This is a genomic window from Niveibacterium microcysteis (assembly GCF_017161445.1).
Taxonomy (GTDB): Bacteria; Pseudomonadota; Gammaproteobacteria; order Burkholderiales; family Rhodocyclaceae; genus Niveibacterium; species Niveibacterium microcysteis.
Genome location: NZ_CP071060.1, coordinates 1,048,451 through 1,071,747, shown reverse-complemented (window position 1 = coordinate 1,071,747; position 23,297 = coordinate 1,048,451). Strand labels below are relative to the sequence as shown.

18 protein-coding genes are annotated in these 23,297 nt (G+C 65.1%); 11 read left to right on the top strand and 7 right to left on the bottom strand.

The annotated features are described in order from the left end of the window. Nucleotides 1-5 precede the first annotated feature (5 nt). Both JY500_RS05005 and JY500_RS05000 read right to left on the bottom strand, forming a co-directional pair. Complete coding sequence (locus JY500_RS05005) at nucleotides 6-980, bottom strand: quinone oxidoreductase family protein (protein ID WP_206255256.1); 975 nt, start codon at nucleotides 978-980, stop codon at nucleotides 6-8. A gap of 52 nt (nucleotides 981-1,032) precedes the next feature. After that, nucleotides 1,033-3,327: an NADP-dependent malic enzyme gene (locus JY500_RS05000; protein WP_172203615.1), complete on the bottom strand. Its 2,295-nt coding sequence runs from the start codon at nucleotides 3,325-3,327 to the stop codon at nucleotides 1,033-1,035. Between the two features lie 310 nt (nucleotides 3,328-3,637). Between JY500_RS05000 and JY500_RS04995 the strand changes: the two genes are divergently transcribed. Then, nucleotides 3,638-4,087: a cache domain-containing protein gene (locus JY500_RS04995; protein WP_172203614.1), complete on the top strand. Its 450-nt coding sequence runs from the start codon at nucleotides 3,638-3,640 to the stop codon at nucleotides 4,085-4,087. Between the two features lie 71 nt (nucleotides 4,088-4,158). Here the strand turns inward: JY500_RS04995 and JY500_RS04990 are convergent, their stop codons facing one another. Further along, the gene (locus JY500_RS04990) at nucleotides 4,159-5,277 is read right to left on the bottom strand and encodes an ABC transporter substrate-binding protein (RefSeq protein ID WP_172203613.1); all 1,119 of its coding nucleotides are present in this window, start codon (nucleotides 5,275-5,277) and stop codon (nucleotides 4,159-4,161) included. 242 nt (nucleotides 5,278-5,519) lie between these two features. Here JY500_RS04990 and JY500_RS04985 point away from each other — a divergent pair, with 242 nt between their 5' ends. After that, nucleotides 5,520-6,302: a ParA family protein gene (locus JY500_RS04985; protein WP_206255255.1), complete on the top strand. Its 783-nt coding sequence runs from the start codon at nucleotides 5,520-5,522 to the stop codon at nucleotides 6,300-6,302. Nucleotides 6,303-6,314: 12 nt separating this feature from the next. Here the strand turns inward: JY500_RS04985 and pcaD are convergent, their stop codons facing one another. Next, nucleotides 6,315-7,091 (bottom strand): 3-oxoadipate enol-lactonase, encoded by a 777-nt coding sequence (gene pcaD, locus JY500_RS04980; RefSeq protein ID WP_206255254.1) that lies wholly within the window; start codon nucleotides 7,089-7,091, stop codon nucleotides 6,315-6,317. 262 nt (nucleotides 7,092-7,353) lie between these two features. Here pcaD and adhE point away from each other — a divergent pair, with 262 nt between their 5' ends. After that, nucleotides 7,354-10,020, top strand: a complete 2,667-nt coding sequence (adhE, locus tag JY500_RS04975) for a bifunctional acetaldehyde-CoA/alcohol dehydrogenase (RefSeq protein WP_172203610.1) — start codon at nucleotides 7,354-7,356, stop codon at nucleotides 10,018-10,020. A gap of 114 nt (nucleotides 10,021-10,134) precedes the next feature. Here the strand turns inward: adhE and fdhD are convergent, their stop codons facing one another. The 3 genes from fdhD to JY500_RS04960 all read right to left on the bottom strand — a co-directional run bounded on the left by fdhD (nucleotide 10,135) and on the right by JY500_RS04960 (nucleotide 13,757). Continuing rightward, entirely contained in the window at nucleotides 10,135-10,965 is an 831-nt protein-coding gene (gene fdhD / locus JY500_RS04970; protein ID WP_206255253.1) for a formate dehydrogenase accessory sulfurtransferase FdhD, read from the bottom strand. Between the two features lie 62 nt (nucleotides 10,966-11,027). Next, nucleotides 11,028-13,175 carry a formate dehydrogenase subunit alpha gene (gene fdhF, locus JY500_RS04965; RefSeq protein WP_206255252.1) on the bottom strand — a complete coding sequence of 716 codons (2,148 nt, stop codon included), beginning with the start codon at nucleotides 13,173-13,175 and terminating at the stop codon, nucleotides 11,028-11,030. 36 nt (nucleotides 13,176-13,211) lie between these two features. Further along, a complete protein-coding gene (locus JY500_RS04960; protein WP_172203607.1) occupies nucleotides 13,212-13,757 on the bottom strand; it encodes a 4Fe-4S dicluster domain-containing protein in 546 nt (181 codons plus the stop codon). 326 nt (nucleotides 13,758-14,083) lie between these two features. On the opposite strand from JY500_RS04960, the gene hypA reads away from it, so the two are divergent. The 8 genes from hypA (at nucleotide 14,084) to hyfB (ending at nucleotide 23,297) form a co-directional block, all read left to right on the top strand. Continuing rightward, a complete protein-coding gene (hypA, locus tag JY500_RS04955) occupies nucleotides 14,084-14,440 on the top strand; it encodes a hydrogenase maturation nickel metallochaperone HypA (RefSeq protein ID WP_206255251.1) in 357 nt (118 codons plus the stop codon). 126 nt (nucleotides 14,441-14,566) lie between these two features. Continuing rightward, nucleotides 14,567-15,358: a hydrogenase nickel incorporation protein HypB gene (gene hypB, locus JY500_RS04950; protein ID WP_425493192.1), complete on the top strand. Its 792-nt coding sequence runs from the start codon at nucleotides 14,567-14,569 to the stop codon at nucleotides 15,356-15,358. Beyond that, nucleotides 15,358-17,715 carry a carbamoyltransferase HypF gene (gene hypF, locus JY500_RS04945; RefSeq protein WP_206255249.1) on the top strand — a complete coding sequence of 786 codons (2,358 nt, stop codon included), beginning with the start codon at nucleotides 15,358-15,360 and terminating at the stop codon, nucleotides 17,713-17,715. The genes hypB and hypF overlap by 1 nt, the downstream gene beginning before the upstream one ends. A gap of 155 nt (nucleotides 17,716-17,870) precedes the next feature. After that, nucleotides 17,871-18,125: a HypC/HybG/HupF family hydrogenase formation chaperone gene (locus tag JY500_RS04940; RefSeq protein ID WP_172203603.1), complete on the top strand. Its 255-nt coding sequence runs from the start codon at nucleotides 17,871-17,873 to the stop codon at nucleotides 18,123-18,125. 2 nt (nucleotides 18,126-18,127) lie between these two features. Continuing rightward, nucleotides 18,128-19,270: a hydrogenase formation protein HypD gene (gene hypD / locus JY500_RS04935; protein WP_206255248.1), complete on the top strand. Its 1,143-nt coding sequence runs from the start codon at nucleotides 18,128-18,130 to the stop codon at nucleotides 19,268-19,270. After that, a complete protein-coding gene (gene hypE / locus JY500_RS04930) occupies nucleotides 19,267-20,307 on the top strand; it encodes a hydrogenase expression/formation protein HypE (protein WP_206255247.1) in 1,041 nt (346 codons plus the stop codon). The genes hypD and hypE overlap by 4 nt, the downstream gene beginning before the upstream one ends. 342 nt (nucleotides 20,308-20,649) lie before the next feature. Further along, nucleotides 20,650-21,279 carry a 4Fe-4S dicluster domain-containing protein gene (locus tag JY500_RS04925; protein ID WP_206255246.1) on the top strand — a complete coding sequence of 210 codons (630 nt, stop codon included), beginning with the start codon at nucleotides 20,650-20,652 and terminating at the stop codon, nucleotides 21,277-21,279. Then, nucleotides 21,279-23,297, top strand: a complete 2,019-nt coding sequence (gene hyfB / locus JY500_RS04920; RefSeq protein ID WP_206255245.1) for a hydrogenase 4 subunit B — start codon at nucleotides 21,279-21,281, stop codon at nucleotides 23,295-23,297. The genes JY500_RS04925 and hyfB overlap by 1 nt, the downstream gene beginning before the upstream one ends.

The following is a 23,297-nucleotide window of genomic DNA, read 5'->3' as shown; positions in this document are numbered from 1 at the left end:
GAGGATCAGGGCAGCAAGATTGTCGAGCCAGTCGTCCGGCGTGCTTCAAGATCGCGATGCGCCTGCGCAGCGTCCGAAAGCGGATAGCGCTGGCGGATCTCGATTTTCACGGTGCCATTCTGCACTACCTCGAACAGCTCCGCCGACATCGCGAGCAGGTCTGATCGTTTCGCGGTGTAAGTGAAAAGCGTCGGTCGCGTCACGTACAGCGAACCCATTTTTGCCAGCAGGCCAAGATCGAGCGGCGGCACCGGCCCCGTGGCATTGCCGTAGGTCACCATCGTGCCCAGCGGACGCAGGCAGGCGAGCGAATCCATGAAAGTATCTTTGCCGATCGAGTCATAGACGACGGCCACACCGGCACCGCCGGTGATTGCTTTCACCTGGTCGGCAAAACGCTCACGCGTATAGATAATCGCATGGTCACAGCCATGCGCTTGGGCGAGCGCGGCTTTTTCGTCGGACCCAACTGTGCCGATCACCGTTGCGCCAAGCGCCTTCGCCCACTGGCACAGGATCAAGCCAACCCCGCCTGCGGCGGCATGCACGAGGATCGTGTCGCCGGCCTGAACGCGGTAGGTGCGTCGCAACAGGTATTGCGCGGTCAGCCCTTGCAGCATCATCGCCGCGCCGGTTTCAAACGAAATCGCATCCGGCAGGCGCACCAGGCGGTCCGCCGGCAGATTGCGGACCTGCGCGTAGGCTCCGACTGGCCCGCCAGCATAGGCAACGCGATCGCCGACCGCGACATCGACCACGCCAGGCCCTACGGCCACCACTTCGCCGGCGCCCTCAACACCGATGCCGCTCGGGAGCGTCAGGGGATAGAGGCCATTGCGGTGATAGACGTCGATGTAGTTCAGTCCAACCGCGTGATGACGGACCTGAGCCTCACCCGCAGCGGGCGGCGCGACATCCACAGCCTGCCATTCGAGCACTTCAGGGCCACCATGGCGGGGAATGCGAATTGCCATCGACATGCGAATCTCCTTGCGAAAGCGGGCGGCATGCTTGATGCCGCCCAGCTGCGTTTTAGCGGTCGCGCACCGTCGCTGCGGCCGCATCCACCACCGCGAGGGCGGTGATATTTACCAGACGCCGCACGGTCGCCGAGGGCGTCAGGATGTGCACTGCCTTGGCCGCGCCGAGCAGGATCGGGCCAACCGTGACGCCGTCACCGCCAGACATCTTGAGCAGGTTGAACGCGATGTTAGCCGCATCGAGGTTGGGCATCACGAGCAGGTTCGCTTCACCCTTCAGCGTCGATTCCGGATGCACCCGCTCGCGGATCTCCGGCGACAGCGCTGCGTCACCGTGCATTTCGCCATCCGCCTCAAGCTCGGGCGCGAGCTCGGCAAGGCGCTCGCGCGCAGCACGCATCTTGCGCGCCGAGGCGGAGCGCGAGCTTCCAAAGCTGGAATGCGACAGTAGCGCCGCACGCGGTTCGATGCCGAAACGGCGCAGCTCTTCCGCCGCCATGCGGGTGATCTCGGCAATCTCTTCGGCGTCCGGGCTTTCGTTCACGTAGGTATCCGTGATCGCCATCATGCGTGCCGGCAGCAGCAGCAGGTTCATCGCCGCGAACAGCTTCGCACCGGTGCGCAGGCCGATGATGTCGGACACGCGGCGCAGGTGGTTCTCGTAGGCGCCGTAGGTACCGCAGACCAGCGCATCGGCGTCGCCCTTATCCAGCAGCATGCAGCCGATCAGCGTGGTGTCGCGGCGCAGTTCGGCCTTGGCGATATCGGGCGTTACGCCGTCGCGCGACATGCGGCGGTAGTAGCGTTGCCAGAGGTCGCGATAGCGTGGGTCGGACTCGGGGTTCACCACCTCGAAGTCTCGGCCGAGCGTCAGGTTCAGGCCGAAGCGCTCGATACGCTTTTCGATCACCGCGGGGCGCCCGACAAGGATCGGGTGCGCCAGGTTTTCATCGACCACGACGCGTACCGCACGCAGCACGCGCTCGTCTTCACCCTCGCAATACACCACCCGCTTGCGGTTGGCGGCTACGCGCTTGGCCGCATTGAAGACGGGCTTCATCACCATGCCCGAGTGGTACACAAACTCGGTCAGATGCTGGACGTAGGCATCCATGTCGGCGAGCGGGCGCGTGGCAACCCCGGAGTCCATGGCCGCCTTGGCCACCGCCGGCGCAATCCGCACGATCAGCCGCGGGTCAAAGGGCTTCGGGATCAGGTAGTCGGCACCGAAGCGCAGCTCCGCGCCGCCGTAGGCCATCGCTACCACGTCGCTCTGCTCTGCGCGCGCGAGTTCGGCGATGGCTCGCACACACGCCAGCTTCATCTCGTCGGTGATGCGCGTAGCCCCAACGTCCATCGCACCGCGGAAGATGAACGGGAAGCACAGCACGTTGTTCACCTGGTTCGGATAGTCCGAACGACCGGTCGCAATGATGCAGTCCGGCCGAACCGCCTTGGCCTCCTCCGGCATGATCTCGGGCGTCGGGTTTGCCAGCGCGAAGATCAACGGGCGCGGCGCCATCTTGGCGACCATTTCCGGCTTCAGCACGCCAGCCGTGGACAAGCCGAGGAAAACGTCCGCCCCCTCGATGACCTCGGCCAGCGTCCGCGCGCTGGTCTCCTGCGCGTAGCGGGCCTTGTTCGGCTCCATCGTCGCGTCGCGCCCACGCCAGATGACGCCCTTCGAATCGCAGACGTACACGTTCTCGCGCCGCAGACCGAGGCGGCACATCAAGTCCATGCAGGCGATTGCAGCGGCACCTGCGCCGGAGCAGACCAGCTTCACCTCGTCGATGCGCTTGCCAACCACCTCCAGCCCGTTGATCAGCGCCGCAGTGGAAATGATCGCAGTGCCATGCTGGTCGTCGTGGAAGACCGGGATGTTCAGCCGCTCGCGCAGCTTCTGCTCGACATAGAAGCATTCGGGCGCCTTGATGTCTTCGAGATTGATGCCGCCCAGCGTGGGTTCGAGCGCCGCGATGATGTCGATCAGCTTGTCGGGATCGTTCTCGTTGAGCTCGATGTCGAACACATCAATGCCGGCGAATTTCTTGAACAGGCAGCCCTTGCCTTCCATCACCGGCTTTCCGGCGAGCGGGCCGATGTTGCCAAGGCCAAGAACGGCGGTGCCGTTGGTGATGACGCCGACGAGGTTGCCGCGCGATGTCAGCTCTGCTGCCTGGGCCGGGTCCGCCACGATGGCCTCGCACGCGGCTGCGACGCCGGGCGAATACGCAAGCGCAAGATCGCGCTGGTTGGTCAGCCCCTTGGTCGGCGTGACCGAGATTTTACCGGGCGTGGGATAGCGGTGATAGTCGAGCGCCGCAGCGACGAAATCCTTGTCCATTGTTCTTGCCTCGCGTGATTGTCTGAATGCAATGCCCGCCGCAGCCACTCTGGGTGGGGCTGACGACACTGGGCGTGCTGCACGTGACACCGGTGCGGAGCAGACCTCCGGATACACACCGGCAAGCCGTTGTCCCGATCGGACAACGCTGGGGGGAAGGACGTAGCAGTACGTTCGGCGCGATTCTACCGCAGTGCGTCATGGCCGGTACGCCACGCGGCACATATCACCCTAAAGTAGGAAATGGCAAGTGCCGTTGTAACAGTTACACGTCGAAGAACGTGCGGTAATCAGACTCGGGAGAATCGTAATGAAGAGCAGCCTAATCGGACTTGTCATCATCGGCGCCGCAGCAGCCGCGGTGTCTTTCAAGCCGCAAGCCACCAAGGAGGACGCACAGGCCGCGATGGATCGTGCCACCCGTTACGCGGCCAGCAACGGCAACGAGGCGCTCGTAAAGAGCCTGCAGAAGGCCAACAGCCCGCTCCATGCTGGCGCGACGCGCGTGCTGGTGCTGGACATGGCCGGCAACGTCGTCGCCGACCCAACCCAACCCCAGCGCGTCGGTCGTAACGTGCTGGATCTGAAAGACACCCACGGCAACTACCTGTTCGTGGATGCGCTGCAGGTTGCCAACGCGAGCGGTGAAGGCTGGGTGTATTACAAGACGCGCAGCCCGATGACCCGCGCCGAACGCCGCGAGGCCGCACTGGTGAAGCGCCAGGGCGACGTGGTGCTGCTGGCGACGCTGAACGACTGAGCAACGCAGATCCACAAACAAAACGGCGACCCGCGGGTCGCCGTTTTCACGTCTGGATAGCGTTTAGCGCGTTAGCGCGTCACGCGCCCTTCGCGGTCAATCACCGACATCTCGATGTACTTCGCGCCACTGCGCGACGCACTGCCGAAGGTGTAGCTCAGGCCGCCAACGTCGTAGCCGGACATGCTCGCGATGCCGCGCGCCAGGCCAGCCTTGCCGCCGCCACGCTTGAGGCCTTCGGTGACGACCTTGGCGGCGAGATAGCCTTCCATCATCGCCTGCGTCGGCTCCTCGGTGTAGGGGCCGTACTTGCGGTAGTTGGTCGTGAATTCACGCACCACCGCGTACGCCTCATTGCGCGGATTCGGCGCGACCTGCACGAGTGCTACGCCACGCGCAGCCTTGGCACCGGCAAGCTCCGACAAGCGCACGCCTTCAACCGTGGAGAGACCCACCAGCTGACCTGCGCCACCCTGCTCGCGATAACGCTTGACGAAGGCGGCAGCAGCCGGCGCCTCAACCGCCAGCAACACGGCCTGGTGCTCCTTCTCAAGCACGGCGTCGGCCAGCGCGGCGATCTTGTTGAGCTCTTTCGGCTGTGCAACCGCGGCCTCGACGGTTTGCCCCTGCTTCGCGGCCACCGACTTTGCCAGGTCCCGGTACTCAAGACCCGCCTGGTCTTCCGAGTAGAAAACGACGAACTTGCGGATGCCGATCGTCGCCAGCTGCTTCATGACCTTGTCGATTTCATCCGCGTAGCTCGGGCGCGTCAGGAAGACCATCGACGCCGCCTTGTCGTTCGCGATGAAACCAGCGCCAGTGCGCGGGCCAACCAGCGGAACCTGGGCGCTGTCGAGCACCTTGTCGGCCACAAGCTTCTGCACAGCCGCGGCACCAACGGTGCCAAACAGGGCGGCGGGCTGGTGCTCCTTGATCAGCGCCTTCGTTTGCGCGGAGATATCCGCACCCTCATCCACCGCCATCAGCTTGATCTGCTTGCCGCCAACGCCGCCGCGGACGTTGACTTCATCGAACCAGCTCTTGGCCCCCATCTGGATCTGCCAGCCGACACTGCCTTCCTTCGTCGCGCCCGGCGCAACCTGAAGTACCACCAGATCTTCGGCCCCTGCCTGCGGAGCAATCCCCCCAAGGGTCAGCGCCACGAACAGCGCGTTAAGACTGCGCCTCACCATCCACCTCCTGATTTTTGTGCCGGACTCTTGGTCCGCATTCTGTTCTTGGAATTCGGGCAATTCACGCCGAACGTGAAAAGAGTAACTGAGTTTCACAAATTTCGGTTGCTTCGCGTTTGTAAAACTACATCAAACGGAAATTGCTGTCAGACCCCCCAGTCAAACCCCATATCGCCCTGCCCCATCACCTGTGCTTTTGGCACAATGCCGTGGTGCACCAATCAGACAAGGATTCCATTGTGCGACGCGTCGTGTTCAACCAAAAAGGGGGCGTGGGCAAGTCCACGATTACCTGCAACCTGGCCGCCATCGCCGCCAGCCGCGGCAAACGGACACTGGTCGTCGACCTGGATCCGCAAGGCAACAGCACGCATTACCTGATGGGCAAGGCGGCCGACACGCTGGAGAAGACGCTCGCCGACATGTTTGACCAGACCCTGCGTCTGCGCCTGCTGAACGACCGCGTCGAAAGCTATGTCCACCGCACGCCGTTCGAGCGGCTCGACATCCTGCCGTCGGCACCCGCGCTGGAAGAGCTGATGAGCAAGCTCGAGTCGCGCTACAAGATCTACAAGCTGCGCGACGCGCTCGACGAGCTGGCCGACGACTACGACATGGTGTTCATCGACACGCCGCCGGCGCTCAATTTCTACACCCGCTCCGCGCTGATCGCCGCGCAGCGCTGCCTGATCCCTTTTGACTGCGACGACTTCTCGCGCCGGGCCTTGTACGCGCTACTGGAGAACGTGACCGAGCTGAAGTCCGACCACAACGAGGATCTCGAAATCGAGGGCATCGTCGTGAATCAGTTCCAGCCGCGTGCCGCGCTGCCGCAGCGCATCGTTCAGGAACTCCAGCAGGAAGGTCTGCCGGTACTGACCAGCTTCCTGTCAGCGAGCGTGAAGATCCGCGAGTCGCACGAACAGGCCAAACCGATGATCCACCTGGACCCCAGCCACAAGCTGGCCAAGGAGTTCACCGCGCTTTACGACTCGCTGCAGGGGCGGCGCGCCGCCACCTGAGCACCCGACTGGCTAGCGCAGAAAGTCGAGCAGCAGGCGATTGAACACCGCCGGTTGCTCGACGTTCGAGAGGTGCGCGGCCTGTTCGATCACGCGCAGTTCGGCCCCCGGAATACCCTCGGCCAAGGTTCGAGCCATCGACACCGGTGTGCCGACATCCTGCTCGCCAACCAGCACGAGTGCCGGCGTCGCGATCTGCGATAGACGGTCGGTCGTGGCGAGCCCCGCAATGGCGTGGCAGCAGCCCGCATAGCCCTGGCGCGGGGTCGTTTCGATGATGCGGCCGATCTCGCAGACGCGCTCGGCGTGGCGTTCGCGATAGGGTGCGGTAAACCAGCGCTCCAGGGTCGCCGGCACCAGCCCGTGCAAACCCTCTTCGAGCACCGTCCGGATCCGCGCCGGCCACTGGGCGGCCGCCTCAGGCGGGTAACCGCTGGATGTGTCCGCCAGCACCAGGCGACCGATACGCTCCGGCCACCCCAGCGCGAGGTGCTGCGCGATGAAGCCGCCGAGCGAAATCCCGACCACATGGCTTTGCTCGACATGCAGTGCGTCCCACATCGCCACGATGTCTCCCGCCAGCATATCAAGGCTGTAGGCACCCGCCGGCGCATCGCTGCGGCCATGTCCGCGCAAGTCCGGCCGCAGCACGGTGAAACGCTGCGCCAGCGCTTCGGCCTGCGCGTCCCAGATCGCGTGGTTCGCACCCAGCGCGTGCAACAGCGTCACACAGGGGCCGTTACCCTCTTTGCGGACATGCAGTCGCAGCCCGTCGAGTTGAAGATCCATGCTCCCGACTCCCTGGCGTTTGATGAGGCCGGAACCTTTGCCGGCGCGAAGTGCCTGAGGGCTGCGGCGCTGCTTATTTGACGAGGATTGCTGCGGCGCCACAGCGACTGACCTAGATCATATTCATTTTCTGCACGATCCTTATACTCCGCGGAAAACATACGCAGGCCGCTGCCGCCAACCGATACGCGCACATCCCCGCGTGGATCCCGAAGGCTCCCCCGACACTGCGCCCGATTCCCCTTGATGCAGGAGCATTGTAATGACCGTTACGAATGTCGCCGAGCTCGACGCCCTCTTGGTTCGAGTAAAGGCTGCCCAGCAGAAGTTCGCCAGTTTCTCCCAAGAGCAAGTTGACCTGATCTTCCGCAGCGCAGCGCTGGCCGCCGCCGATGCGCGCATCCCGCTGGCGAAGATGGCCGTCGAGGAAACCCGCATGGGCATCCTGGAAGACAAGGTCATCAAGAACCACTTCGCATCCGAGTACATCTACAACAAGTACAAGGACGAGAAGACCTGCGGCGTGCTGGACGAAGAGCCGGAATTCGGCATCATGACGATCGCCGAACCGATCGGCATCATCTGCGGCATCGTCCCGACCACCAACCCGACCTCGACCGCCATCTTCAAGGCGCTGATCGCACTGAAGACCCGCAACGGTATCGTCTTCTCGCCGCACCCCCGCGCCAAGAAGGCCACCTGCTACGCAGCCAAGCTGGTGCTGGATGCAGCAGTTGCCGCCGGCGCCCCGAAGGACATCATCGGCTGGATCGACGAGCCGACGGTTGAGCTGTCGAACGCGCTGATGCGTCACCCGGAAATCAACCTGATCCTTGCCACCGGCGGCCCCGGCATGGTCAAGGCAGCCTACTCGTCCGGCAAGCCGGCGATCGGCGTCGGCGCGGGCAACACCCCGGCCGTGATCGACGAAACCGCCGACATCAAGCGCGCCGTCGCGTCGATCCTGATGTCGAAGACCTTCGACAATGGCGTCGTCTGCGCATCCGAGCAGTCCGTGATCGTCGTCGACAAGGTGTACGACGCAGTGCGTGAGCGTTTCGCCCACCACGGCGGCTACATGCTGAGCAAGAAGGAAACCGAGGCTGTCCGCAAGGTCATCCTGGTTGATGGTCACCTGAACGCAGCTATCGTTGGCCAGTCCGCGATCAAGATCGCCGAGATGGCCGGCGTCACCGTGCCGCCCTTCACCAAGGTGCTGATCGGCGAAGTGACCGACATCAACGACGCAGAAGCCTTCGCACACGAGAAGCTGTCGCCGTGTCTGGGCATGTACCGCGCCAAGGACTTCTACGACGCCTGCGACAAGGCTGTCGCACTGGTCACCATGGGCGGTATCGGCCACACCTCGGCCCTCTACACCGACCAGGATCTGCAGCAGGATCGCATCCGCCACTTCGGCGACAAGATGAAGACCGCTCGTATCCTGATCAACACCCCGTCGTCGCAAGGCGGTATCGGTGACCTCTACAACTTCCGGCTTGCACCCTCGCTGACGCTGGGTTGCGGTTCGTGGGGCGGCAACTCGATCTCCGAGAACGTCGGTCCCCAGCACTTGATCAACAAGAAAACCGTTGCGAAGCGAGCCGAGAACATGTTGTGGCACAAACTTCCGAAGTCGATCTACTTCCGCCGCGGCTGTCTGCCGTTCGCCCTTGACGACCTGCAGGGCAAGAAGCGCTGCCTGATCGTGACCGACCGTTACCTGTTCGAAAACGGTTATGTCGATGAGCCGGTTCGCCTGCTCAAGAGCCTGGGCATGGAAGTCGAAGTGTTCTTCGAAGTGGCTGCCGACCCGACACTGGCCGTCGTGCGCAAGTGCCTGTCGCTGGCCAACGCCTTCCAGCCGGACGTGATCCTGGCGCTGGGCGGCGGTTCGCCGATGGACGCTGCGAAGATCATGTGGGTGATGTACGAGCATCCGGAAGTCGCGTTCGAAGACCTGGCGCTGCGCTTCATGGACATCCGCAAGCGCATCTACAAGTTCCCGAAGCTGGGCGTCAAGGCGATGATGGTTGCCGTGCCGACGACCTCGGGTACCGGCTCGGAAGTCACCCCGTTTGCCGTCGTGACCGACGAAGTGACCGGCGTGAAGTACCCGATCGCCGACTACGAACTGACGCCGAGCATGGCGATCGTCGACGCGAACCTGGTCATGAACATGCCCAAGTCGCTGACCGCCTTCGGTGGTATCGACGCTGTGACCCACGCGCTCGAAGCCTATGTGTCGATCATGGCCAACGAGTACTCGGATGCACAGGCCCTGCAAGCGCTCAAGCTGCTGAAGGACTACCTGCCCTCCGCTTACGAGAATGGCGCCAAGGATCCGAAGGCCCGCGAGCAAGTGCATAACGGCGCGACCATCGCCGGTATCGCGTTTGCCAACGCCTTCCTGGGTGTTTGCCACTCGATGGCGCACAAGCTGGGTGCCGAGTTCCACATCGCTCACGGTCTGGCCAACGCACTGCTGATCTCGAACGTCATCCGCTACAACGCGGTCGACATCCCGACCAAGCAGGCTGCGTTCTCGCAGTACGACCGTCCGAAGAGCGTTGCCCGTTACGCCCAGATCGCCCGTCACCTCGGCATCGAAGCGTCGCGTGACCATGAGCGTGTCGAGAAGCTGGTCGAGTGGGTTGATGGCCTGAAGAAGACCCTCAACATCCCGGCATCGATCCAGGCTGCTGGCGTGTCCGAAGCCGACTTCCTGGCCAAGGTCGACAAGCTGGCCGAAGATGCGTTCGACGATCAATGTACCGGCGCCAACCCGCGCTACCCGCTGATCAGCGAACTCAAGCAGATCCTGCTCGACAGCTACTACGGTCGCGCCTACGTCGAAGCGTACGAACGCGAAGAAGAGACGGAAGCCGCTCCGGTGGCTGCCAAGAAGGGCGGCAAGAAGGTTGCCTGATCGCTTCGGTTGAAGTCGTAAAGAAAAGCCCCGGGTGCGAACCCGGGGCTTTTTGTTTTCAGTGACTCAAACGCCAGCGCCACCTACTCGAAAGCCACGCTGCGCGTGATCGAATCAGGGGCTTGGCGTCACATGTGTGGCCGGGTACTCGACGAAGCCGTTCTGGCGGCAGAAGCTCAGCAGGCGAATGCCGGCCGCGTGCGCGATCCGAATTGCCAGCGTCGTGGGCGCCGATATAGTTGCCAGCACCGGCACGTTCATGCGCGCACACTTGCGCACCAACTCGTAGCTCGCGCGGCTCGTGAGGAAGACGAGGCCGCTCGACGGCGTAACGCCGGACTTCGCCATCCAGCCGAAGAGCTTATCGAGCGCGTTGTGCCGCCCGACGTCTTCGAACACCCGCACGATCTCGCCTTGCGCATCGCACCAGGCGGCCGCGTGTGCGCATCCGGTCGCGCGCGTCAGCGCCTGTTGCGCCGGCAAACCTTCAAGGATGCGCTGCAGGCGCGGATGATCGAGCTCGAACGTCGGCGCCGCACTCACCCGCTCCGGCGTCAGATCGAGCAGCCCCAGACTCTCTGTGCCACACACGCCACAGCCGGTGCGCCCGGTGAGGCTGCGTCGATGCGCTTTCAAACAGGCAAATGCGGACTGCGCGATTTGGAGCTGCACCTCGACGCCGTCTGCATGTGGCAGCACCTCGATGTCGAAGACCTCCCGCCTGTCCTTGACGATGCCTTCAGACAGCGCAAAGCCCAGTGCGAAACAGTCCAGATCGGCGGGTGTCGCCATCATCACTGCATGCGAGATGCCGTTGAACACCAGCGCGACCGGAACTTCTTCCGCAACCTCGTCGGCGCAGTCCTCCACGCCGCCTTGCGAGTGCCGCAGGATGCGGACCTCCTGCAAGGCGTCCGGAAGGCTCTCTAACACATCGTCGGACATGAACGTCCTTCTGTTGGAGCGAAACGCGGCGACCGGGCGGTTAAGCCCGACCGCCGCGGCGGTCAGTCGGCCATGGCCGCTTTGCGCATGCCGGCCTTCATCTTGCTGTACTCAGTCTGGACATACTTCTCAGCCCAGGCCTGATCCGCGATCGCTTCAACCTTGACCGCGCTGAACTTGTACTCCGGCGTTTTCGAGATCGGATCGAGATGGTCGACGGTCAGCTCGTTACAGGCGCCGATCCACCACTGGTAGGTCATATACACCGCGCCCTTGTTGACCCGATCGTTATGATTGGCGCGGGTGATCACCTTGCCGCGGCGCGACGACACCCAGACCAGGGCCTGATCCTTGACGCCGTAGGTCTTCGCATCATCCGGATGGATCTGCACATAGCCCGGCTCGTCGGCCAGGGTCTGCAGCGCGGTGCAGTTGCCGGTCATCGAGCGGCAGGAGTAGTGGCCGACCTCGCGAACGGTACAGAGGCCGAGCGGGTAGTCGGCATCCACCTTCTCCAGCGGCGGGCGCCATTCGGTGCCAAAGAGCAGCGCCTTGCCGCTCGGAGTGTCGAACTTGTTGCCCTTGTAGAGCCAGGGCGTGCCAGGGTGATCCTCGCTCTCGCAGGGCCACTGCACATAGCCGAGGTCGGCCATCTTCTCGTAGGTCGCACCGGTGTACAGGTGGCACAGCCCGCGCAGTTCGTCCCAAATCTCTTGCGCGTTGTTGTACTTCATCGGGTAGCCCATGGCCGTCGCCATCAGGCTGTGGATTTCCCAGTCGTCCTTGACGTCGCCCTTCGCGTCCACCGCCTTGTAGCAACGCTGGAAGCCCCGGTCGGCGCTGGAGAACACGTTCTCGTGCTCACCCCACGAAGTGGCCGGGAAGATCACGTCGGCCATCATCGCGGTCTTCGTCATGAAGATGTCCTGCACGATGATGAGCTCGAGCTTCGCGAAGGCCTCGCGCAGCATGCCCAGATCCGGGTCGGTCTGCAGCGGGTCTTCGCCGAAGATGTAGTAGGCCTTGAGCTTGCCTTCGTGGATCTTGTGCGGCACTTCGGTGATGCCGAAGCCCTTCTCGGCGGGGATGCTCGGCACGCCCCAGGCCTTCGCGAATTTCTCGCGCGCTGCTGCATCGGTCACCGGGTAGTAGCCCGGCAGCGTGTTGGGCAGTGCGCCCATGTCGCAGGCGCCCTGCACGTTGTTCTGGCCGCGCACCGGGCCGACACCGACGTTCGGCCGGCCGAGGTTGCCGGTGATTGTGGCAAGGCTGGAGAGCCCCTTGACCACATCCACCGCCTGCCCCCACTGCGTCACACCCATGCCCCACAGGATCGTCGCGCTCGGCGCACCGGCGTACATGCGCATCGCATCACGCACCAGTTGCGGATCGAGCCCGGTGATCTCGGCGGTGTATTCCGGCGTGTATTTGGCGACCGCCGCCTTGTATTCCTCGAAGCCCTCGGCGTACTGCGCGACGAAATCGGGCTTGTAGAGGTTCTCGTTGATCAAGACGTTGGCGAAGGCGTTCACCAGCGCCATGTTGGTACCGTTCTTCAGCGGCAGGTACAGATCGGCGAGGCGCGCGGTTTCGATGTAGCGCGGGTCGCAGACGATGATCTTGGCGCCCTTCTCCTTGGCCTTGATGATGCGGCGCGCGACGATGGGGTGCGAATCCGCCGCGTTGTAGCCGAACACCAGGATGCACTTGGTGTCTTCGATCTCGTTGATCGAATTGCTCATCGCGCCGTTGCCCAGCGTGACCATCAGGCCGGCCACCGAGGGGCCGTGGCAGACGCGGGCACAGCAGTCGATGTTGTTGGTACCGATCACCGCACGGGCGAACTTTTGCGCGATGTAGTTCGATTCGTTGCCGGTGCCGCGCGACGAGCCGGTGACCATGATCGAATCCGGCCCGTGCTTGTCCTTGATCGCCTTCAGGCGCGTCGCGGCGAAGTCGATCGCCTCATCCCAGGACACCGCCTCGAAGTCGGCACCGCGCTGGCGGCGGATCATCGGCTTGGTCAAGCGCGGCGTCAGCAGCTTGGTGTCGTTGAGGAAGTCCCAGCCGTAGTAGCCCTTCAGGCACAACTCGCCCTCGTTCGTAACACCGTTCGCGCCTTCGGCGCCGACGATCTTGTTGCCTTCGACCAACAGGTTGATCTTGCAGCCCGAACCGCAGTACGGACACACCGTAATGACCTTCTTCATCTCACAAGTCCTTTTCCGGAGGGATTCGAATTCAGTTCAGAACTGCACGCCGGCAGCCAGATCGAGCGCCGCCTGCGCCTGACGCTTGCGCAGCGTCGCGGCCATGCGGTCCTTGTCGATCAGGTGCAGCGCCTTGGTCGGGCAGGAGGGAATGCACGCCGGGCCTTCGGCACGATCGATGCAGAGGTCGCATTTCTGCGCCTCGGATTTGGTCTTGCGCGAGGCCAGCACCGTGTCCGAACCGGCCGCCGCAGGCACCGTCACCACCGTCATCGCGCCGTAGGGGCAGGCCACCACGCAGGTCTTGCAGCCGACACAGCGCTCTTGCAACACCTGGACGCTGTCCTGCTCGTAAACAATTGCGCCGCTCGGGCAGGCGCGCACGCAGGGTGCGTCATCGCATTGGCGACACAGGATCGGCGTCGTGATCGTGCCACTACGCACCACCGTCAGACGTGGCGCGAAGCTCCGTGGCGTCAGCCCGTCGGCAGCATCGCCGGCCGGGTGCGCCATCGCACAGGCAATCTCACAGGTACGACAGCCGATGCACTTGCTCGCCTCGGCGATGACAAACCGGTTCATGCGTAAACTCCTGACAAGGTGAAGGAAGCCGCCAGCTGGGTGAGCGTCACCTGCGCGCCTCAAACTTTCATCATCAGCGCATTCCGATCGCCACAAATAGACAGGGATCAATGTTTCCGCGCCGACAATTCGCTGATTCGAAGCGAGGGCGAGGGTCGGGGCCGTCAGCCCTCAGGGCACGCCATATAGATATCTGCGCGCACGGACCGGCGCGCGCAAGCGCCACTCACCGCTGCTGCCGATACTTGCCCGGGACGCACTTGACCACGGTCAGATCAGCGCCAAGCTGCCGCGGCCGCTGGCAGTGGATGGTGGACAATGCGCCGATGCATGAACTGTCCCTGGCCGAACGCGTGATCGGCATCGTCGAAGGCGCAGCCCGCAAAGCAGGCGCGCGGCGCGTGACCCGCATCGCGCTGGCGATCGGCGCACTCGCGCATGTCGAGGCCGAGACCCTGCAATATTGTTGTGAGGTCGTCAGCCGTGGCACGCTGGCCGAGGGCGCCAGGATCGAGGTCGAGCGCACGCCGGGCCGGGCGTGGTGCGAAACCTGCCAGGCGGAAGTCGAACTGGAACAGGTCGGCATGCCTTGCACGACATGCGGCGGCTTCCGACTGAAGGTGACGGACGGCGATCAGATGCGCGTGGTCGATGTCGTGATCGAGCCGGGTGCTCCGGCCTGACAAGGTAGTACCGCTGCGGAACGCGGCCCGCGTGGCCCGTGTCGCAGCCTGGAAGATTTGGAGAACTGTGCGATGTGTGTGACCTGCGGATGCGGGGGCGGCGACGCCCACATTGACGGACACGGGATGCGTTACGCTCGCCCGCGGCGCGCTGCCGCCACGCCCCCAGCGGCCGCATCGTTCAGGCCCGCCCACGGCGCGCTCGACGCGCGGCATGCGCCGGGCACCAGCGAGGCGCAGATCCTGCGCATCGAGCAGGACATCCTCTCTGACAACGACACGCAGGCCAACGCCAACCGCAGCCGCTTTCTTGCGCGCGGGCTGTTCGTGCTGAACTTCGTGTCCAGCCCGGGCTCCGGCAAGACCACGCTGCTGGTCGATACGATCCGGCGTTGGGGCACGCGCTCACCGGTGGCCGTGGTCGAAGGTGATCAGCAGACCGCCTTCGATGCCGAGCGCATCCGCGCGACCGGCGCGGCGGCGGTACAGATCAACACTGGCAAGGGCTGCCATCTCGACGCCCACATGGTCGCCCAAGCGGCGGATCAGCTCGCCGAGCAGGCGCAGCTGCCCTCCGACGGGCTATTGCTGATCGAGAACGTCGGCAATCTGGTCTGCCCGGCCGCCTTCGATCTGGGCGAAGCGCACAAGGTCGTGATCCTCTCGGTCACCGAGGGTGAGGACAAACCGCTGAAGTACCCGGACATGTTCCGCGCCGCCGATCTGCTGCTGATCAGCAAGATCGACCTGCTGCCGCATCTGGACTTCGATGTCGATCTCGCCGTGCGCTACGCACGGCAGGTACGCCCGGATCTACCTGTGATCCAGCTCTCGACACGCAGCGGTGAGGGCTGCGAGGCCTGGCTGGACTGGCTCGCGGCCGGCGTGGCCGCCGTTACGAAGGCCCCGGCCGCTTGATGATCCGCCGGCGGCTGCGCGTCACCGGCATTGTTCAGGGCGTCGGCTTCCGGCCCTTCACTCATCGCCTCGCGCACGCGCTGCAGCTCAGCGGCTGGGTCCGCAACGACGCAAGCGGCGTCACGATCGAAGTACAGGGCGATGCGCCCGCGCTGGACGCCTTCGCAGCGCGCCTGCGTACCGATGCGCCGTCTTCCGCACAGATCGACACGCTGGAGGTCGAACCCTGCGAACGCCTTGGCGACGGGGCGGGCTTCCAGATTCTCGACAGCGAAGCCGGCGGCACGCAGCGCGCGACAATCGGGCCGGACCTCTGCATCTGCCCCGCCTGCCTCGCCGAACTCTTCGACCCAGCCAATCGCCGCTACCGCTACGCCTTCATCAACTGCACCGATTGCGGCCCGCGCTACACCATTGCCGCACGCCTGCCATACGACCGCGCCAACACCAGCATGGCGCGCTTCGCGCAATGCCCGGCGTGCCTGGCGGAGTACCGCGCGCCGGGTGACCGGCGCTTCCATGCCGAGCCGAACGCCTGCCCCAGCTGCGGCCCGCGGCTGGGCTTCTTCCGCGCAGCGGACGACGGCAAGGCCCTGCCCGTGAGCCCGACCGTCGATCCGGTGGCGGAAGCGCTCGCGCACCTGCGCCGCGGTGACGTGGTGGCAATCAAGGGTCTGGGCGGCTTCCACCTTGCCTGCGATGCGCGCAACGCCAGTGCGGTGGAGAAGCTTCGCACGCGCAAGAACCGCGAAGAGAAGCCGCTCGCCGTGATGGTCGCCAACCTCGCCTCGCTCTCCGAGTTCGCGGCGTTCGGCGCCACGGAAGCTGCCGCGCTGAATGATGTCGCCCGCCCGATCGTGCTGCTGCCTAAGCGCGGGGACACCGATGCACGCCTGCCCGGCGTCGCGCCCGGCCTCGGCTGGCTGGGCGCGATGCTGCCCTACACACCGCTGCAGTACCTGCTGTTCCACGAAGCCGCGGGTCGGCCTTCCGGCACCGACTGGCTCGCAGAACCGCAGCCGCTGACGCTGGTGATGACGAGCGCCAACCCGCACGGTGAGCCGTTGATCACCGACGACGACGAAGCGCTAGAACGCCTGCGCGGCATTGCCGACGCCTGGCTGTTACATGACCGGGAGATCCTGATCCGCTGCGACGACAGCGTAGTGCGGCCGCTTGCGGGTCAGGCAACACCACAGTTCCTCCGCCGCGCCCGCGGCTACACGCCTCGCGCGATCCCGCTCGCCGCAGCGGCCTCACGCCACGACGTGCTCGCACTGGGCGGATTCTTCAAGAACACGTTGTGCCTCACCCGCGGCGATCAGGCCTTCCTGTCCCAGCACATCGGTGACCTCGACCGCGTCGCAAACTGCCGCGCGCTGGAAGCTGCGGTCGATCACCTGACCGGGCTGCTGCAGGTGAAGCCCGAGGCGCTCGCGCACGATCTGCATCCGGACTTCTTCAGCACCCGGCTCGCGCTGCAACTGGCCGAGCGCTGGCAGGTGCCGGCGCTGGGCGTGCAGCACCACCATGCCCACATCGCCGCGGTGCTGGCGGAACACAAACGTGACGCGCCGGTGCTCGGCCTGGCGCTGGACGGCGTCGGCTTCGGCACCGACGGCCAGCCCTGGGGTGGCGAACTGCTGCGGGTCGACGGCGCGCAGTTCGAACGGCTCGGCCACCTGCGTCCGCTGCCCATGCTGGGCGGCGACCGCGCCGCACGCGAACCCTGGCGCATGGGGGCCGCGGCGCTGGCGCTACTTGGCCGCCAAGACGAGATCACAACCCGCTTCGCCAAGGAACCCGGTGCCGCAGCGGTCGCACAGATGCTGCGCGGCCACGCACCGACAACCACCAGCATGGGGCGTTGGTTCGATGCCGCCGCCGGCCTGCTGGGCATCCAGCCCCGCATGAGCTTCGAGGGGCAGGCTGCGATGCGACTGGAAGGCTTGGCTCAGGCCGTCGGCCCGCTGCGCCTCGCGGCGCCGCTACATCGGATCGACACCGTCGCGGGCCGTATGCAGCTGGATCTTTCCCCCGCGCTGGCCGAACTCAGCGAGATGGCGGACGTCAAGCAGGCCGCCGCGCTATTCCACGCAGCCTTGATCTATGCACTGGCGGACTGGGTCGGCGCTGCGGCAGAGTCGCAGGGAATCCGCACCGTGGTGTGTGCCGGCGGCTGCTTCCTCAACGCGATCCTCGCGCTGGGGCTGCGCAGCGCGCTGCAACACCGCGGGCTGACGATGCTTGAAGCACAGGCCGCACCGCCCGGCGATGGCGGCCTCGCGCTGGGTCAGGCCTGGGTTGCCCGACGCATGATTGAACAACCGGGCGCCTGGAAAAACCCTGGTTTCTAAGCGAGACAAGGCGCGAACGGAAAATTGCGACGCCGCATATGGCTGATATGCAAGACGGAATTTTTCGTGAGCAACGCAGTATCGCGACGAAAGCAGGTGTTTTTCGAGGTACCCAACACGACCGGCCCGAGGCCGGCGCCCCAAGAGGACTGACCATGTGTCTTGCGATACCTGCCCGCGTCGTCGAACTGCTCGCTGACGACCGCGCGCGCATTGAACTCTCCGGCGTCCAAAAAGAGGTGTCGCTGGCGTTGGTGGAAGACGTGGCGGTCGGCGACTATGTGATCGTGCACGTCGGCTTTGCAATCGGGCGGCTCGACCCGGAGGAAGCCGCGCTGACGCTGGCCACCTTCGCCGAACTGGATGCCGCCATGGCGGGCGAACGCCTGCTGACGCCGCCGCTGGCCTGAGCATGAAGTACATCGACGAATTCCGCGACGGCGACATCGCCCGCAAGCTCGCCGCAACGCTCGCAACCGAAGTGCAGCCCGGTCGCAGCTACCGGCTGATGGAGTTCTGCGGCGGCCACACCCATGCGATCTCACGCTACGGCCTGCTCGACCTTCTGCCGCCCGGTGTGCAGATGATCCACGGCCCCGGCTGCCCGGTCTGCGTGCTGCCGATCGGGCGCATCGACAGCGCAATCGAACTGGCGCGCGACAAGGGCGTGATCCTCTGCACCTATGCCGACACGCTGCGCGTGCCGGCGTCCGGCGGGCTCTCTCTGATGCGGGCGAAGGCGCAGGGGGCGGACGTGCGCATGGTGTATTCCTGCGACGACGCGCTGCGCATCGCGCGTGAGCACCCGGATCGCGAGGTGGTGTTCTTCGGCATCGGCTTCGAGACGACCACGCCGATGACGGCGGTGGTAATCCAGCAGGCGGCCGCGCTCGGCCTCACCAATTTCAGCGTGTTCTGCAACCATGTGCTGACGCCGGCCGCGATGGTGCACATCATGGAATCCGAAGGCGATCCATCGCGCGTCGCGCTCGACGGCTTCGTCGGCCCGGCCCATGTCAGCACCGTGATCGGCTACGGCCCCTACGAGGGCTTCGCGCAGCACTACCGCAAGCCGGTCGTGATCGCGGGCTTCGAGCCGCTCGATGTGCTGCAGTCGATCCTGATGCTGGTGCGCCAGATCAACGAAGGGCGCGCCATCGTGGAAAACGAGTTCACCCGCGCCGTGACGCGTGAAGGCAACCGCAAAGCGCAGGCGCGCGTCGCGGAAGTCTTCGAGCTGCGCGAGTGCTTCGACTGGCGAGGCCTGGGCGAAGTGCCGGACAGCGCGCTGCGCATCCGCGCCGAGTACGCCACCTACGATGCCGAGCGCCGCTACGGCATGGCCTACCGCCAGGTGCCGGACCCGAAGGCCTGCGAATGCGCGGCGATCCTGCGCGGGCACAAGCATCCGCGCGACTGCAAGGTGTTCGGCACGGTGTGCACGCCGGATCACCCGATCGGGGCCTGCATGGTCTCGTCCGAGGGCGCCTGCGCGGCGCATTACACCTACGGCCGCTTCAAGGAAATCCCGTTGCGCGCGGAGGTGAGCGCATGAGCTACACCCGCCCGCTGGACCTCAAGCACGGCCGTGTCGACCTGAGTCACGGCAGCGGCGGACGCGCGATGGCGCAGCTGATTCACGACCTCTTCGTGCGCCACTTCGACAACGACTACCTGCGCGCGCAGAACGACGGCGCCTGCTTTCCGCTGCCTGCCGGCACCGGCCGCATGGTGATGGCGACCGACAGCCACGTCGTCTCGCCGCTGTTCTTCCCCGGCGGCGATATCGGCTGCCTGTCGGTGCACGGCACGATCAACGACGTCGCGATGGCCGGTGGCAAGCCACTCTATCTCGCGGCCGGCTTCATCCTCGAAGAGGGTTTCCCGCTCGCCGACCTGCAGCGCATCGTCGTGTCGATGGCAGAAGCGGCGCGTGAAGCCGACGTGCCTATCGTCACCGGCGACACCAAGGTGGTTGAACAAGGCAAGGGTGACGGCGTGTTCATCACCACCACCGGCATCGGCGTGGTGCCGGACGGCATCCTGCTCGACCCGCGCCGCATCCAGCCCGGCGACCGCATTCTGGTGTCCGGCTACCTTGGCGACCATGGCGTGGCGATCATGTCGCTGCGCGAAAACCTGTCCTTCGACACCGCGATCAAATCCGACACTGCTGCGATCCACGGCCTTGCTGCCGACATGCTGGCCGCTGTGCCGGGGCTGCGCGCACTGCGCGACCCGACGCGCGGCGGGCTCGCCGCCGTGCTCAACGAATTTGCCAGCGCCGCCGGCTGCGGCATCGTGATCCGCGAAAAGGCGGTGCCGGTGCGCGACGAAGTCGCTGCGGCCTGCGAGTTGCTCGGGCTCGACCCGCTCTACGTCGCCAACGAAGGCAAGCTCGTCGCGGTCTGCCCGGCCGAGGATGCCGAGCATCTGCTCGATGTCATGCGCAGCCACCCCCAGGGCCGCGATGCCGCCATCATCGGCGAGGCCATCGTGGACCCGAACGGCTTCGTACAGATGGAAACCACCTTTGGCGGACGCCGCATGGTGGATTGGCTCACCGGAGAACAACTACCCCGCATCTGCTGAAGCCGACGGCGACGCCCCCCGAACTACGTCGCCCGCCCCCTCCTGCCTACCGCTGCTCGCGCAAGTCACCACCGCCGAATCATGCCGGTGACATGCGCGTGAGAGCCTCCTTTTCGCCGGCCTCTCGGCGCCCGTAACGATCTCGTCCCCCAACCGCATCGAAACCCGATCACGTCAACCAAGACTGTCGTCCAAGTTTGATGCGCCCCAAATGTTCGCCCTCGAAGGCACGTTGTAATGGGCGGCGTTTTTTGTGTCGTGCCACGCAGATGCTGATGGCCGCAGTGAGCCAACCGTGGATCCGACACCGGTGATGCCTTACACCCCGAGGAGGAAGGCTGGATGAACCGTTTCGTGATCGCGGAACCTGCACGATGCATCGGCTGCAATACCTGCATGGCCGCATGCTCGATGGTGCATAGGGCCGCGGGTCTGCAGAGCCAGCCACGGCTGACCGTGACGCTGCATGGCGGCAAGACAGCACCCGTGCTGTGCCGCCAATGTGAGGATGCGCCGTGTGCGCGGGTGTGTCCGGTCAACGCCATCACGCACGCCGACGATGCGATCGTGCTGAACGAGACGCTGTGCATCGGCTGCAAGCTCTGCGCCATCGCCTGCCCCTTCGGCGCCATCACCCCGTCCGGCACGCCGGCCTCCGGTGTCGTGCCCTGCGGCCGCGACTATGTGTCGCCGGACATGCTAACCGCCACCGAGCCCACACTTGAAGGCTCGGACAGCGCAGCGACACTACATCCGATCCTGGTGTCCGTTACGGGTGTGCGCAGCATCGCAGTCAAATGCGACCTGTGCGACTTCCGCGCTGAAGGCCCCGAGTGCGTGCGGGTCTGCCCGACGCGCGCGATGCATGTGGTGGACAACCGCGCGCTGGACAACGCCGGCGACCTGCGTCGCAAGCAGGCAGCCACCGCGCTGGCCGCACACACCCCGTTCGGCGGGGAGCAGGAGCAATGATGAACACGCCTCTCGGTCTCCTGCTGCTGTCTGTCCTGCTCTATCTTGCTGGCGCGCTCGGTTCGCTTTTACTGGCACGACGCGAATCGCTCGCAATCCTCTGCTCGGGCATCACAGGCCTGCTTGGCGGCCTGGTCGGCGTCGCCGCCAGCCTGCCCGTGCTGCTGAGTGGTACGACCCTTCGTTACCTTGCTGACGGCCCCTTCGCCTTCGCGCACTTTGCGATTCGCCTCGATCCGCTTGCCGCGTTGATGGTGTTCGTAATCTCGGCGCTGGTTGCGGTGTGCTCGCTGTATGCCACCGCCTATGTGCGCGAGTACGCCGGGCGCGGCGCCTGGGCGATGGGCTTCTTCATGAACCTGTTCGTCGCGTCGATGGTCGCGCTGGTGGTCAGCGACAACGCGTTCTACTTCCTCATCTTCTTCGAGATGATGTCGCTCGCCTCCTACTTCCTGGTCATCTTCGACCAGCATGAAGAGGCAGTCAGTGCGGGCTTCCTGTATTTCCTGATCGCGCACGCCGGGTCGGTGCTGATCATGGCGGCCTTCTTCATTCTCTACAGCTACAGCGGCAATCTGGACTTCGACAGCTTCCGCACGCTGCACCTGACCGGGCCGATGGCCTCGCTGGTGTTCCTGCTGGCCTTCGTCGGCTTCGGCGCCAAGGCCGGCATGGTGCCGCTGCACAGCTGGCTGCCACGCGCCCACCCGGCGGCGCCGTCGCACGCGTCCGCGCTGATGTCCGGCGTGATGGTGAAGATCGGCGTATTCGGCATCATCAAGGTCGGCATCGATCTGCTCGGCGCCACCGCAAGCTGGTGGGGCCTGCTCGTGCTGGCCGTGGGCGCGATCTCGGCAGTCCTCGGCGTGCTCTACGCGCTGGCCGAGAAAGACCTCAAGCGCCTGCTCGCGTACTCGACCGTCGAGAACGTCGGCATCATCCTGATGGGTGTCGGCGCCGGCATGGTTGGTATCGCAAACCACCTGCCCCTGCTCGCCGCGATCGGCCTGCTCGCTGCGTTCTACCACCTGCTCAACCACGCCGCCTTCAAGGGCCTGCTGTTCCTCGGTGCCGGGTCCATCCTTTACCGCACACATACCAAGGACATGGACCAGCTCGGTGGGCTCGCGACCCGCATGCCCTGGACGGCCGGCGCCTTCCTGATCGGCGCGATGGCGATCTGTGCGCTGCCGCCGCTCAACGGCTTCGTCAGCGAGTGGTTCACCTATCAGGCGTTGTTCTCGATGGGCAGCTCCAGCGACATCTTCGCCCGCCTCGCCGGACCGGTCGGCATGGTCATGCTGGCGCTGACCGGCGCGCTTGCCGCGGCCTGCTTCGTCAAGGCCTACGGTCTGAGCTTCTCCGGCCTGCCGCGCAGCGCCCATGCGGAGCATGCGCAGGAAGCGCCCCTGCCGATGGTGATCGCGATGCTCTTGCTGGCAGGGCTGATCGTGCTCTGCGGCATCGGCGCCGCTTGGGTGAGCCCGGTGATGGCCACGGTTGCCGCCTCGCTGACCCACTCCGCCGCCGCGCCGGTAGCGATCGGCCAGACCTTGTTCCCGGGTGACCCGGGGCAGGCGCATCTGTCGATCCCGCTGGTCACCGTGTTGCTGCTCGCGCTGCCGATGCTGCCGATGCTGCTGGTTGCCGGCCTGCGCGGCGCACGCCTCGGCCGCCGCCACGGCGGCGACGCCTGGGCCTGCGGCTATGCGCAGGAACAGGTGATGGTGCCCTCCGCTGCCGGCTTCGCCGCTCAACCGCTGGGTCATATGTTCGCGCCGCTGTACCGAGTGCGCGACACGCTGGACCCCGGTGCCGCATCGCGGCGCGCAGTGCAGTGGTGCATCGACGCGACGACGCGGATCGAACCGCTGTGGGACGCCAAGGTCGTGCAGCGGGTGGTCGATGGCGTGCAGTGGTCGGGCCGCAAGATCCAGCATCTGCAGCATGGCGACTTCCGGGTGTACTGCCTCTATGTGGTCGTCACGCTGGTCGTCCTTCTTCTGGTTGCGGTCTAG